Annotated in this window: 13 protein-coding genes; 4 read left to right on the top strand and 9 right to left on the bottom strand. The window is 56.9% G+C overall.

Annotation, left to right across the window (positions count from 1 at the left end):
- Positions 1–141 precede the first annotated feature (141 nt).
- The 4 genes from ACTG2S_RS11915 (at position 142) to rsmF (ending at position 5537) form a co-directional block, all read left to right on the top strand.
- Positions 142–768 (top strand): paraquat-inducible protein A, encoded by a 627-nt coding sequence (locus ACTG2S_RS11915; protein WP_005333129.1) that lies wholly within the window; start codon positions 142–144, stop codon positions 766–768.
- The gene (locus ACTG2S_RS11910; RefSeq protein WP_005333132.1) at positions 752–1354 is read left to right on the top strand and encodes a paraquat-inducible protein A; all 603 of its coding nucleotides are present in this window, start codon (positions 752–754) and stop codon (positions 1352–1354) included. Before ACTG2S_RS11915 ends, ACTG2S_RS11910 begins: the two co-directional genes overlap by 17 nt.
- 55 nt (positions 1355–1409) lie before the next feature.
- Positions 1410–3962 carry an MlaD family protein gene (locus ACTG2S_RS11905; RefSeq protein WP_439982560.1) on the top strand — a complete coding sequence of 851 codons (2553 nt, stop codon included), beginning with the start codon at positions 1410–1412 and terminating at the stop codon, positions 3960–3962.
- 144 nt (positions 3963–4106) lie between these two features.
- On the top strand, positions 4107–5537 hold the full coding sequence (gene rsmF / locus ACTG2S_RS11900) for a 16S rRNA (cytosine(1407)-C(5))-methyltransferase RsmF (protein ID WP_279498253.1): 1431 nt from the start codon (positions 4107–4109) through the stop codon (positions 5535–5537).
- Positions 5538–5763: 226 nt separating this feature from the next.
- Here the strand turns inward: rsmF and ACTG2S_RS11895 are convergent, their stop codons facing one another.
- The 9 genes from ACTG2S_RS11895 to acpP all read right to left on the bottom strand — a co-directional run bounded on the left by ACTG2S_RS11895 (position 5764) and on the right by acpP (position 13328).
- Entirely contained in the window at positions 5764–6048 is a 285-nt protein-coding gene (locus tag ACTG2S_RS11895; protein ID WP_042083054.1) for a RepB family protein, read from the bottom strand.
- A gap of 160 nt (positions 6049–6208) precedes the next feature.
- Positions 6209–7237, bottom strand: a complete 1029-nt coding sequence (locus ACTG2S_RS11890) for a site-specific integrase (protein ID WP_129504075.1) — start codon at positions 7235–7237, stop codon at positions 6209–6211.
- A 286-nt stretch (positions 7238–7523) separates the two neighbouring features.
- Complete coding sequence (locus ACTG2S_RS11885) at positions 7524–8303, bottom strand: TatD family hydrolase (RefSeq protein WP_100653773.1); 780 nt, start codon at positions 8301–8303, stop codon at positions 7524–7526.
- A 25-nt stretch (positions 8304–8328) separates the two neighbouring features.
- The gene (gene holB, locus ACTG2S_RS11880; protein ID WP_439982557.1) at positions 8329–9276 is read right to left on the bottom strand and encodes a DNA polymerase III subunit delta'; all 948 of its coding nucleotides are present in this window, start codon (positions 9274–9276) and stop codon (positions 8329–8331) included.
- Positions 9261–9902, bottom strand: coding sequence for a dTMP kinase (gene tmk, locus ACTG2S_RS11875; RefSeq protein WP_005345536.1), 642 nt, complete (start codon positions 9900–9902; stop codon positions 9261–9263). The genes holB and tmk overlap by 16 nt, the downstream gene beginning before the upstream one ends.
- Positions 9902–10903 (bottom strand): endolytic transglycosylase MltG, encoded by a 1002-nt coding sequence (gene mltG / locus ACTG2S_RS11870; protein WP_005333156.1) that lies wholly within the window; start codon positions 10901–10903, stop codon positions 9902–9904. Before mltG ends, tmk begins: the two co-directional genes overlap by 1 nt.
- Positions 10893–11699 (bottom strand): aminodeoxychorismate lyase, encoded by an 807-nt coding sequence (gene pabC, locus ACTG2S_RS11865; protein WP_439982555.1) that lies wholly within the window; start codon positions 11697–11699, stop codon positions 10893–10895. Before pabC ends, mltG begins: the two co-directional genes overlap by 11 nt.
- 68 nt (positions 11700–11767) lie before the next feature.
- Positions 11768–13009: a beta-ketoacyl-ACP synthase II gene (fabF, locus tag ACTG2S_RS11860; protein ID WP_167572740.1), complete on the bottom strand. Its 1242-nt coding sequence runs from the start codon at positions 13007–13009 to the stop codon at positions 11768–11770.
- An 82-nt stretch (positions 13010–13091) separates the two neighbouring features.
- On the bottom strand, positions 13092–13328 hold the full coding sequence (gene acpP / locus ACTG2S_RS11855; protein WP_005300909.1) for an acyl carrier protein: 237 nt from the start codon (positions 13326–13328) through the stop codon (positions 13092–13094).
- Positions 13329–13359 lie beyond the last annotated feature (31 nt).

The following is a 13359-nucleotide window of genomic DNA, read 5'->3' as shown; positions in this document are numbered from 1 at the left end:
TCCTTTCACCTGTCTAGTCTGGCTATCTAATATCACGTTTACGTTAACGTCAATTATACTTTCGTAACATTCTGGCCGCAGGCAAGACAGGAAACCGGTTTTAGGGTAAATTTCACCAATTCCTTCAACAGGTTGAATTGTATGATGGAGCCCGGTTCCGTAATTGTCTGTCCGGCGTGCGACTTGCTGATCCAGCGCAAAGCACTGCCGCTGCGTCGCCATGCCCACTGCCCGCGTTGTCACCAGCATCTCTATGGCCGTTATGCCTTTCGTCCCTCCCAGTTGATGGCCCTGACCATCACCGGATTTCTGCTGCTGCCCTCCGCCTTTTTTGAACCGCTGATCTATCTGCGGCTGGCTGGGGTCAACACCGACGCCGACCTGCTGCGCGGTATTCTGGTGCTGTTTGGCGAGGGAGAATGGTGGGTGGCCAGCCTGGTGCTCTGGTGCGCCGTGTTGGCGCCGGTGGGGTTATTGGCAGGGATCTTTGCGCTGGCTTCGGGTCTGGCAAAACGTTGGCACATTCTTCCCGTCACTTTGAAGCTGGTCGAGGTGTTTCGCCACTGGGCCATGCTGGAGGTCTATATCGTCAGCCTGCTGGTTGCCCTGTTCAAACTGATCGACATCGCCGATGTGCGCCTCGGTGGCGGGTTGCTCAGCCTCGGTATTCTGATGCTGCTCAACATGACCCTGTTGATCCTGTTTGACCCCGCCCCCTACTGGGCGCGGATCCCGTTAAAGGAGCCGGAACATGACCAGCGCCCGTGAGATGGGGCTCTGCCGCTGCCATACCTGTGGTTTGCTGGTGCGTTATCAAGCCGGGGCAGTCTGCCCCCGTTGCAGCAGCAAGTTGCAGGTGCGCATTCCCCGCTCCCTCGCCTGGTCGTGGGGCTTGCTGGCACTCGCCACCTTCATGTTGCTGCCTGCCAATCTGTTGCCCATTACCCATTTCTACAACAAGGGGTTGCTGCAGTCAGATACCATCTTCAGCGGTATCATGATGCTCTATCGCAGCAAAATGAGCGGGATTGCCACCATAGTTCTCACCGCCAGCATACTGGTACCCGTGGGCAAGATATTGGGGTTGGGCTGGATCTGCTGGCAGTTGCAGCGGGCCAAGCCGGTTCGGCGCAAGCGCCAGCTGGTGATGTATCGGGTGATCGATTTTATCGGTCGCTGGTCAATGCTGGACTTGTTCGTGATTTCGCTGATGGTGGCACTGGTCGATCGGGGTGTGCTGCTGAGTGTCCGCGCAGGCCCGGGGGCCACCGCCTTTGCCGGTGTGGTGGTGCTGACCATGATGTCGGCTCGCATGCTTGATACCCGTTTACTATGGGACAAGGCGGCCCGTTGATGATTTCTCTGTTTTTGTCTGATGTGCTGTTTAATCCAGCCAATAAGGAGTCACTATGATCGGGGCTGAACCCGTCATTGAAAAGCGTCGCTGGTTATCGCCGGTCTGGCTGTTACCCCTGATAGCCCTGCTGCTGGCGGGTGGCTTTCTCTATCAGCAGGTATTGAGCCGTGGCCAGCTTATCCAGATCAACTTCGCCCAGGGCAACGGCATCTTGCCGGGTAAAACCCAGGTTCGTTATCAGGGGGTGGCCATCGGCGTGGTGCAAGAGCTGGAGCTGGCTGAAGATGGCCGCAAGATTGCGGTAATGGCCAAGATTGACAGCCGTGCCAGGCCGCTGATCCGCAAGGGATCCGACTTCTGGCTGGTGAGCCCCAAGGCGTCGCTCACCGAAATCTCCGGCCTCGATACCCTGGTCTCCGGCAACTACATCAACCTGCAACCGGGGCGTGAAAGCAATCCGCTGGAGGAGACCTTCGATGCACTGGATGGCCCCCCTCCCGGCTATCAGGCTCAGGGGCGGATGCTGCACCTGACCGCCGATTCGCTGGGTTCGGTTGGGATTGGCGCCAAGCTCTATTTCCGCGGTATCGAGGTGGGCAGCGTCATCAATACCCGCCTGGGTCAAGACAACCAGAACGTCATTCTGGATCTGGTGATCGAGCCGCGTTTCGAGCATCTGGTCAAAGCCGATACCCGCTTCTGGAACATCAGTGGCATCAAGGGCTCCTTCAGTCTGGCTGGCGTCAGCGTGGAGGCCGGCAGCCTCACCTCCATTCTGAGCGGCGGCATTGCCTTTGACTCGCCCAAAGATTCACCGGAACCGGAGAAGGGACAGACTTTCGTCCTCTATAAAGGGCTGGCGGAAGCGGCACGCGGTGCGCGTATCGACATTGCGGCTGGCGATCTTCCGGTCAAGGAGGGGATGCCCATCCTCTATGAAGGGATCGAGATTGGTCGTATCGACCCCATTCGCCTCACCGACAAAGGCCGGGTGGTGACGGCGCTGATCAACCCGGAGCAGGCCTATCGCATTACCGACAAGAGTCAACTGGTGTGGGAGAGCGTCTCCCTCTCCGCGACCGGTGTGCAGCATGCAGATCGCCTGCTCTCCGGTCCGGCCATTCGCCTCGACTATGTGGCGGGCAAACCGGTACAGAAGATGACCCTGACCGATCGCGCGCCCCAGAGCGGCACCAAGGTGACGCTGCAGGCTGACGATCTGGCGGGGCTCAATCAGGATGCACCTGTCTGGTACAAAGGATTGCAGGTGGGCCGTATCAGCCAGCTCACCCTGGATGCGCGCGGCAATGCCAGCGTCGAGCTGGTGATGGCGCCTAACTATGGCCATCTGCTCAACCGTGCCCGCTTCTATCGCGCCGCCCCGTTGCAGATCGATGCCGATCTGAGCGGCATCAAAGTAGAAACCAGTCCGGCCAGTGCCTGGTTGGGGGGCGGGATCAAGCTGGTACAAGCCAGCAGTGGCGAGCGGATTAACCGTCTCTACCCCAGTCAGGAGTTGGCACTGCTCGGTACCCGTGATGCCAAGCCGCAGCGCTGGTTGCTCAAGGCAGATCAGGCCGATGGCATTGGGATTGGCTCGCCTGTGCTCTATCTGGGGCTGGAAGCGGGCAAGGTCAAACAGCTACGCGCCGCCAAAGAGGGGGTCGAGATCGAACTCGAGATTGATGGGGTCTATGCTCCCCTCCTCGCCCAGCAACCCCAGTTCTGGAAAAAACCGGCCATCGACACCAAGGTGCGGGTCGATGGGGTGCAGGTCAAGGTGGGCAACCTCGGTACCCTGCTGCGCGGTGCCATCGAGTTCGATCGGTTGGCCAATGGCCGTAGCAGTCATCAACTGTTCGATTCCAGGGAGCAAGCCAAGGCCAAGGTGCGCCAGCTGTCACTGGTGGCAGAGAGCAATCCGGGGCTCGGGATTGGCAGCCCGATCCGCTATCGCGGTGTCGATATCGGCAAAATTGAAGAGATCGAGCTGGAGCCGTCACTGGGTCAGGTGATCTTCAAGGCGGAACTCGATGGCCACTACGCCGAGCGTTTCCTACAGTCCGGCGCCCGCTTTACTCTGGTGCAGGCCAAGCTGGGGCTAGGCGGTGTCGCTCACCTTGATACCCTGATCAAGGGGGCGTTTGTAGAAGCACAACCCGGTAAAGGCGCTGGCAAAGATCGCTTCCCCTTGAGTCAGGTCGGCCAGGTGGGTCTGGCCCTGACCCTCAAGAGCCCCTCCGTCAATGGCCTGAGCGTCGGCAGCCCGCTGCTGTTTCGCAAAATGGTGGTGGGCAGTGTCACCAAGGTGGCGCTGGCTCGGGATGGTAGCGAGGTGGTGATCGATGTCAACGTGGATCAGGAGTATGCCCATCTGGTGCGGGCCAACTCCCGTTTCTGGAATGTCTCCGGGGTCAAGGCGGATATCGGGCTGACCGGTGGCACTATCGAAGTGGAGACGGTGCAGAGCCTGCTGGCCGGCGGCATCGCCTTCAATACGCCGGAGAAAGAGATGGGGCCAACCGTCAAGGCTGGCCACAGCTATCCGCTCTACGGCAAGGCCGAGAAAGAGTGGCTGGAGTGGAGTCCGCGTATCCAGCCCTGATCTCTTCCCTTTGTATCTCATCCAAGCCCGGCACAGTGCCGGGCTTTTTTATATTCCGGTGCCTGTTGATAGGGTTCAGATTCAGAATATTCTTAGCCTTGTGGTAGGATATCGCCCCTCTTTTTCGGTCAACGAGACGGCACAGTGCACGACAACACCTTCCTTCCCGATTACTTTTTACGCCACATTGCGGCCATCATGCCGGCCCATCTCTCGATGGATGAGTTTGTGGCCAGTTGTCGACGTCCGCTGCGCCGCAGCATTCGGGTCAATACCTTGAAGATAGCCGTCTCAGATTTCGTCGCCCTGATGGAGCCACTGGGTTGGCAGCTTGACCCTGTCCCTTGGTGTGATACCGGCTTCTGGCTGACCCGCAGCGATGAAACCGTCCCCCTTGGCAACACCGCCGAGCACTTGAGCGGGCTCTTCTACATTCAGGAAGCGAGCTCCATGCTGCCGGTGACGGCACTCTTTGCCAGCGACAAGATCAAATCGGATGGCATGTTGCTGGATGCGGCGGCTGCCCCCGGCTCCAAGACCACCCAGATAGCCGCCTTGATGAACAATCAGGGGATGTTGGTTGCCAACGAATTTTCCAGCAGCAGGTTGAAAGTGCTTAGCGCCAATATCCAGCGCTGCGGCGTGACCAATGTGGGGATGACCCATTTTGATGCCAAGGTATTTGGCCAGTGGTTGCCGGAGACCTTCGATGCCATCCTGCTCGATGCCCCCTGCTCAGGTGAAGGTACGGTGCGCAAGGATGAAGATGCACTGCGCAACTGGAGCATCGAGAGCATCGACGAGATTGCGGCGGTGCAGCAAGGGTTGCTGGAGAGTGCCTTCCATGCCTTGAAACCGGGCGGTGTGCTGGTCTACTCCACCTGTACCTTGAGTGAGCAGGAGAATCAGGCGGTCTGCCAATCCTTGCTGGACAAGTTTGGCGATGCCTTGAGTTTTGATTCGCTGGCTGACCTGTTCCCCCATGCAGAGCAGGCCTGTACATCCGAAGGATACCTGCACGTTTGGCCCCAGATCTTCGACAGTGAAGGCTTTTTCGTCGCCAGATTGCGCAAGCATCACTCGGTGCCCAACACCATGTTCAAGCCGGGCAAGCTGGGTAAATTCCCCTTTACGCTGCTTCCTGCCAAAGAGGCAGAACCCATATTGCGCGAGATCGAAGCCAACTTTGGGGTGGCACCGCAGGGTCAGCTGTTTGGCCGCAATGACGAGATCTGGCTCTTCCCCCAGCAGTTTGATCAGGTGCAGGGCAAGTTGCGTTTCGATCGCATCGGCATCAAGTTGGCCGAGACGTTCAAGAAAGGCTATCGCCTCACTCATGAGTGGGCTCTGGCCTATGGCGATAAAGCGAGCAAGGGTGTAGTCGAACTGGATAGCGCCAATGCGCGGGAATTCATGATGGGGCGGGACGTCTGGCCAGAGCAGGATGCGGACACAGGTGAGGTGATCGTCCGCTATCAGGGGCATACCCTGGGAATGGGGAAATGGGTGGGTAGTCGGGTCAAGAATGCCCTCCCCCGCGAGCTGGTTCGTGACAACAATCTGTTCAATGCGTAGTGGGCCGTTCGGTGCATAAGCACTTGAACGAGTCTAAAATACCCACACTCTGGTTGAACTTTTCTTCGGATCTTGAAAAGCCTTGAGCCTTGTCTAAGCTTAAGGCAATCCGAACACCAGTTAGCGCACGGCTCTGCAAGGAGCCAATTCCCCTATGCCAGGTACAAGGAATTCGTACCTGGCTTTTTTTATCTCTTCACGTATCGCTGTTACTTCACTCTTGTGTCTATTCAACGGTCTCTTCGACCTGTGTGGCGACTCTGTTTTCAAACGGAGGTTCTCTACCCAGCTCATGTTGGTAGAGCAGATCGATCGCCTGCTCGATGAGTGATGCCTGACTGTCTTCGAGATGAAGACCCAGTGCGGCCAATCGTTCGGCGTGGCGATTGCTGATCCAGCATTGCAGCCGGGTATGGGTCTCCTGCTTGCGTTTTACATGTTGGCGCTGCCGCTCGGCATTGTTTTGGGGCCCCACCTCTTGCTCTTCACGCACTGTTATTTCTTGGCTCATATGTCCTTGCGATATTACGTTTCCGAGTTTGTTATCTCTCATCACATGCCATTATCCATTGGAAGATACCCTTCCCCTTTGGGCTGCTGGCTGCACGGCAAATATATCATCAGATCAACAAGATATCATTTAACATAAAAAGTGAAGTGACGCAGTTGTGTCAAAGCAAGCCATCAAGGGCATGATCGGAGAATTTGTGGGCGTCATCGAAGTACTCCTGCAGGGTTCGCATATCCTTGTGGCGAGTGATTTCTATGATCTTGTTCATCGGCTTGCCGGCAGTCACCGCCGAGGTGATAAATCCACGGCGCAGGCTGTGGCCACTGACGTAGAGATCGTCGATGGTTTGGCCTGTTCGCCGCTTGATCATCAGATTGATGCCCTGGGGGCCGAGTGGTTCAGCCATCAGTTGACCCCAGCGGTTCATGCGCCGAAACAGCGGCCCCTCGCTGATCCGGCTTTTGTGTAGCCATTTTTGCAGTGCCGACACGGGGCAATAGTGTTTGCCCGGGATCAGGGCGATCTCGGTTTCATGCAGCTGATGTTTGCTCGGTTTGAGGCGAAGGCGGAGCCCCTGCCCCACAAAATCGAGATCGCTCACCTCAATTCGAGCCGCTTCCGAGCGGCGCAAGGCGCCACTGAACATCAAGAGCAGCAAGGTGTGATCACGCAAGCCAGCCAGATCACCGGTGTCGATGCCATCCAGCACCTGGGTCAAAGGTTGCAGCGTCAGGGCACCGGTTTTGCGCTTGCGGTTATCCCCCAACCTGACAATACCGCGCATCATCTCCTTGATTTCGGGATGTTCGGTGGGCATGGGGTGAATGCCTTTCTGCCTGAAGGCATAACGGATCCCGGCAAGCCGTCTCACCAGGGTTGCCGGTTTACGAGGTTCACCATTGCGCAGCTCCCCATTTCCCTCCTCTTTATCCAGCCATACCCAGTCGGCCAATACGCCGTCAGCCTGATCTGCGAGAAAATTCATGATGTCGTGATGGGTGGTTTGCAGTGGATCCAGCCCGTGCAATTGACACCAGAAGACAAAAATACGGGTATCCGCCTGATAGGCATTGAGGGTGGAATCCGCTTTTGCACTGCGCAAAAAGCGGCGTGCCCGACTATTTAGCTGTGCATCGAAAACAGTCTGCAGTGACTGATGAGCCGGATTGGACAAGGTTGGATATGCCACGGAACTCTATGATTCATATGAAGTTTGAGAGGATCTTACAGGATCCTTCCCATACATCAAGTATCGATAATGAATATTATCGATACTTAGAACATCTTATTTCAATACCCTTTGACCACGCTGAATAAAGGAAACATAGGAATATCATTCGACCCAGTTTAGCAGAAACGAAAAAGTAAAATTGGCAGGAAGAAGTGAGAGATAACGTAGCTCGATGTTGATATTCAGGTGGGTAATTAGCTTGGCATTTGAAAATTAAAAAGCCCCGAATAACGGGGCTTGGGGATTATTTTTTCGCCAGCTTGAACAGTTCAAAGAAATTCCGGCTGGTGGCTTCTGCCAATTCATTAAGCGGAATATGACGCAGATCGGCAATAAACTGCGCAACGTCTCGCACAAAGGCGGGTTCGTTCTCCCTCCCCCGATGCGGCACGGGGGCAAGATAGGGCGAGTCGGTTTCGACCAGCAATCTGTCGAGGGGCAGAGCCTTGACCACCTCTTGCAGGGCAGACGCATTTTTGAAGGTGACGATCCCGGAGATGGAGATATAGAACCCCATCGCCATCGCAGCTTGCGCCATTTCGAGGGATTCGGTGAAGCAGTGCAGCACACCGCCAACCTGATCAGCGCCCTCTTCAAGCATGATCTGCAAGGTATCTTGCTGGGCATCGCGGGTATGGATGATCAGCGGCTTGTTCAACGCGCGAGCAACCCGGATATGTTCGCGGAAAGAGGCTTGCTGCACCTCTTTGTTCTCGGGTGAGTAAAAGTAATCGAGACCGGTCTCACCGATGGCCACCACACGTGGATCGGCAGCTTGCTTGAGCAGCAACTCGGCATCGACACCGGGTTCCTGATTGAGCGGGTGTACCCCGCAAGAGGCAAATACCTGGGGATAGGGAGCGATCGCCTCGAGCATGGTCGGGAACTGTGCCTGAGTCACACTGACACAGAGAAAATATCCCACGTCCAGTTTCGCGGCCTTTGCCAGTACATCAGCCAAGCTGGTCTGCTTGCTGCCATAGCTGAGGCGATCGAGATGACAGTGGGAATCAACGAGTAACATATAAAACCTTTCTGCTTGTCGGTACTTATAACCAGCGACTGAGCCAGTTCATCAGATGGATGGTGGGATTGGAGAGCTGACCCGGCTGACATGCCGCTTTCAGGGCAACCAGATCTTGTTCTGCCTCCAGCAGTTTTTCGCTGGAGTGCTGCTCCGCCAACCGTTGACTCAAGATGGCCAGATCAGGCATTGCCAGCTGATGGTGACCACATCCGGCCTGGGTTTTCAGGGCATCACACAAGAAGAGCTGCAACCAGTGCAACCTGACCTGCGTCTCCTGACCAAGCTGACTGCACAAAGCCGTCGCCTTGACCGGACTTTGACTCAGGGCTACAAACTGTTCCAGCAGTTCGCGGCGAGTCCCGTCCTGTTGCTGCTCGATATAGTCGAGTACCCGCAGCGGGGCCCCCTGACAGATCCGCACCTGAGCCAGAGTGGCCTGATGACCCTGCTCGGCCAACCAGCGTACTGTTTCCCCTTCCGCTGGCAACTGGCAGACATGTTTGTGACAGCGACTGAGAATGGTGGGAAGCAACCGGGAAACCTGGGAGGCGATCAGCAACAGCAAGCTGTCGCCGGCCGGCTCTTCCAGAGTTTTCAGCAGGGCATTTGCCGCCGATTCGGTCATCCGCTCCGCATCAGGAATGATCACCACCTTGCCACGGCCGAGCTGGGCAGAGCCCTGCAGCCGGGTGCAGATCTCGCGAATGGCCTCGACCCCGATGGTCTTGCTGTCGCGAGTTATGGTGCCGAGATCCGGGTGGTTGCCCTTGTCAAACAGCTGGCAAGAGTGGCAGTGGCCGCACGGCTCTCCGCGATCCGGTTGCTGGCAAAGGTGCAAACGCGCCAGCCGCTCGGCCAGTTGCTCCTTGCCAAGACCGGGATCGCCCAGCAACAACCAGGCGTGGCCGAGACGACCGGACTGCGCAGTCTGGCTCAGGGTATGCCAGTCGGGGATCAGCCAGGGATACATAGCGGCTCGTTCGACAGATAGTGATCCAATGCACGCTCGATGGCAGCTTTGACCTGTTCCGGCGTTTGCGCCGCATCGATCACCACAATGGAATCATCCTTGGCGGCCAGTTCGAGATAACGAGTTCGGGTACGCTCGAAGAAGCTCAGTTGCTCCAGTTCGATGCGATCCAGCTCGCCGCGATGGCGCGCGCGCTGCAAGCCAAGGGCAGGATCGATATCGAGATAGAGGGTGAGATCCGGCTTGAAGTTGCCGAGCACCGCCTGCTTGATGGCTCCGATAAGCTGGGCATCGATACCACGGCCACCGCCTTGATAGGCCTGGGAGGAGAGATCGTGGCGATCCCCCACCACCCAGACACCATCGGCCAGTGCCGGCTTGATGCGGGTCTCCACCAGTTGTACCCGAGAGGCATACATCAGCAGCAGTTCGGCCTCGATGGTAAGGCGTTCGTCATGCACCTCTTTGACGATGGCCCGCATCCGCTCGGCCAGTGGCGTACCACCCGGCTCGCGGGTGCACTCGATCCGGTTGATGCCGTGACGCTGCAGATAGTCGGTCACATAACGAACGGCCGAGCTCTTCCCTGCCCCTTCCAATCCTTCGATCACAATAAATTTAGACATTAGGGTTTCTTCAATATGTATTCGCGAACCGCCCGATTATGTTCGTCGAGGGTCTTGGAGAAATAGTGGGCACCGCCCCCCTTGGCGACAAAGTAGAGATAGTCGGTCGACTTGGGGTTAAGCGCAGCTTCGATGGAGGCCTTGCCCGGCATGGCAATAGGCGTGGGCGGCAGACCATCGATCACATAGGTGTTGTAGGGATTCTTGTCGGTCAGATCGCTGCGGCGAATGTTGCCATCGTAGCGATCTTTCACCCCGTAAATGACGGTGGGATCGGTTTGCAACTTCATGCCCAGACGCAGACGATTGACAAACACCGAGGCGATCTGCGCCCGCTCGTCCGGCTGGCCGGTCTCCTTCTCGATGATGGAGGCCATGATCAGCGCCTCATAGGGCGTTTTGTAAGGCAAGTTGGCCTGACGTTTCTCCCAGCTCTGCTGCAGGAAAGTCTCCATATCCTGATGGGCGCGACGCAAGATTGAGAGATCGCTGGCATGGGTGGTATAGGCGTAGGTTTCCGGCAAGAACCACCCCTCCAGCTTGCCATTCTCGATACCGAGCTCCTGCGCCAGGTCGGCTTCGGATTGCTCGACGGTCAACCGCTCAAGATATGGGGCGCTGGAGAGTTGCTTCTGCCAATCCTCGAAACGGGAACCTTCGACGAAGGTGAGGCTGAAGTGAAACTCCTTACCCGATGCGAACAGAGAAAGGGTCTCCTTGAGAGGGGCCCCTTCCTTGATTTCATAGGTGCCCGATTTGATGGCCACCAGTTCGGGATGGCTGCGCAGCCAGAGCCGCACCGCCCAGGGGCTGGTTTCCCCCTCACCCAGTTCGGCAATGAGGCGCGCCGCATGGGCGCCTTTCTCCACCGTAAAGAGCCGGGTCGGCCCCTTGTTGGTGAGCGTCTCTACCTGTTGCCATTTGTAATGTACATAGCCCCCGGCAGCGGCTACCGTCAGTGCCGCCCCCGCGAGCAGGGTGTAAAGCCGATTAAACTTCAATGACCAAACGCTCCTGTAAACGGCGACTCAATACCGCTGGGGGATAGTGAATATCCTCGATGCCATTGACCGGCACGACCCCCATCAGGGTATTGGTGAGCCACACCTCTTCCGCCTGCCATAGTGACTCCAGCGGAGCCTCTACCACACGCAACTCAATACTCATCTGTTTCAACATCGTCATCACCTGGCGACGCATGATGCCATCGACACCACCGCGGGCGAGATCGGGCGTAAACACCGTCTTGCCCCGACGCCAAAACAGATTGGCACTGACCCCTTCAATCAGAAAACCACGACTGTTAAGCACTATCCCTTCGACTGCATTTCGGCTGACAAGTTCGCTTTTCAGCAATACCTGCTCCAGACGATTCAAGGTTTTAAGCCCGGCCAGCATAGGCGCATCACCGATCCGCTGGCGGCACACCACCATCTCGATCCCCTCCTGTTGCCACTGGCCATAGTGAGTGGGAAATGGCGCCAGAGTGACAATCCGGGTTGTGTGCTGACATCCGCTGCCATCATAGCCCCGCCCCCCTTCGCCGCGGGTCAGGATCACCTTGGCCACGCATTGTGGCTGGTCGGCCACCATCTCTTCAACCTCCCGGGTCAAGAGATCCCAGTCCGGTTCAACCAATCCCAGCCGGTTGTTGGCCAGCTGCAACCGTGCCAGATGGGCAGGCCACTGCAACACGCGACCCTCCCTGACCGCCATGGTGGTGAAATGACCGTCACCATAGGCCAGCCCCCGATCATGGGCCGAGATGGTATCAAGCTGCATTCCATTGATAAGCAAAGGGATCCCTCCGATAAAAAAGGCCCGATACCGGCAGTATCGGGCCTGTGTCTTTGCCCTGCGGCAAATTATACGCGTTTGAAGATCAGTGAGCCATTGGTGCCGCCAAAACCAAACGAGTTGGAAAGGGCGTATTCAAAGCTGCCTGGCTTGGCCACATGGGGCACCAGATCCAGATCGCACTCATCATCCGGGTTGTCCAGGTTGATGGTGGGCGGTGCAATCTGATCGCGCAGGGCCAGCACAGTGATGATCGCCTCGATGGCGCCAGCTGCACCCAGCAGGTGACCAGTCATCGACTTGGTGGAGCTGACCATCAGGGATTTGGCGTGCTCACCAAACACCGACTTCATGCCACGCAGTTCAGCCACATCACCCAGCGGGGTGGAGGTACCGTGCGCGTTGATGTAACCAATCAGCTCGGGGGCAATGCCGGCATCCTTGATGGCATTTTTCATGGCGCGAGCACCACCGTTGCCATCTGCAGGAGGCGCAGTCATGTGGTACGCGTCACCGCTCATGCCAAAACCGACCAACTCGGCGTAGATCTTGGCGCCACGGGCCTTGGCGTGTTCGTACTCTTCCAGCACCAGTACACCAGCACCGTCACCCAGCACGAAACCATCGCGATCTTTATCCCACGGACGGCTCGCTTTTTGCGGCTCGTCGTTGCGGTTGGAGAGTGCCTTGGCGGCAGCGAAGCCACCCATCCCCATCGCGGTAGAGGCTTTCTCGGCACCACCGGCGACCATCACGTCGGCATCACCGTAAGCGATCATCCGGCCAGCCATGCCGATGGCATGGGTACCCGTGGTACAGGCGGTAGTCACGGCGATGTTCGGCCCTTGCAGACCTTTCATGATGGAAAGATGACCGGACACCATATTGATGATGGTGGACGGAACGAAGAAGGGACTGATCTTGCGCGGGCCGCCGTTGACCAAGCTTTCGTGGTTCTGTTCAATCAGACCCAGACCGCCGATACCGGAGCCAATCGCCACGCCGACACGTTCGGCATTCTCTTCATTGATGGTCAGGCCGGAATCATCCAGCGCCTGCATACCGGCCGCGATGCCGTATTGAATGAAGAGATCCATCTTGCGAGCGTCTTTACGGTTGATACCGTACTGCTCGGGATCGAAATCCTTGACCAGACCTGCGAAGCGGGTTGCAAACTCGCTGGCATCAAAATGTTCGATAAGGGAAATGCCGCTCTGCCCGTTGAGCAGTGCTTGCCAGCTGGATTCGGCAGTGTTACCCACCGGGGAAAGCATCCCCAAGCCGGTCACCACGACTCTGCGTTTTGACACTGAGGTAGTCTCCGAGAGGTGTTTTGAAAAGGAACAAATACAAAAGAAGCGGCCCTTGGGCCGCTTCTTTCAGAACAGGAACTTATTCCTGATTAGCGGTGATGTAGTCGATAGCCGCTTGAACAGTGGTGATCTTCTCGGCTTCTTCATCAGGAATTTCGGTATCGAATTCTTCTTCCAGCGCCATTACCAGTTCAACGGTATCCAAAGAGTCAGCGCCCAGGTCGTCGACGAAGGAGGCAGCGTTCTTAACGTCTTCCTCTTTAACACCCAGTTGTTCGATGATGATTTTCTTTACGCGTTCTTCGATGTTGCTCATGACCTGAATTTTCCTTTAAAAATACGCTATT

The sequence above is a fragment of the Aeromonas sp. 82P genome, from assembly GCF_051919365.1.
Classification (GTDB): Bacteria; Pseudomonadota; Gammaproteobacteria; order Enterobacterales; family Aeromonadaceae; genus Aeromonas; species Aeromonas veronii.
This window is presented reverse-complemented; position numbering and strand designations above follow the sequence as displayed.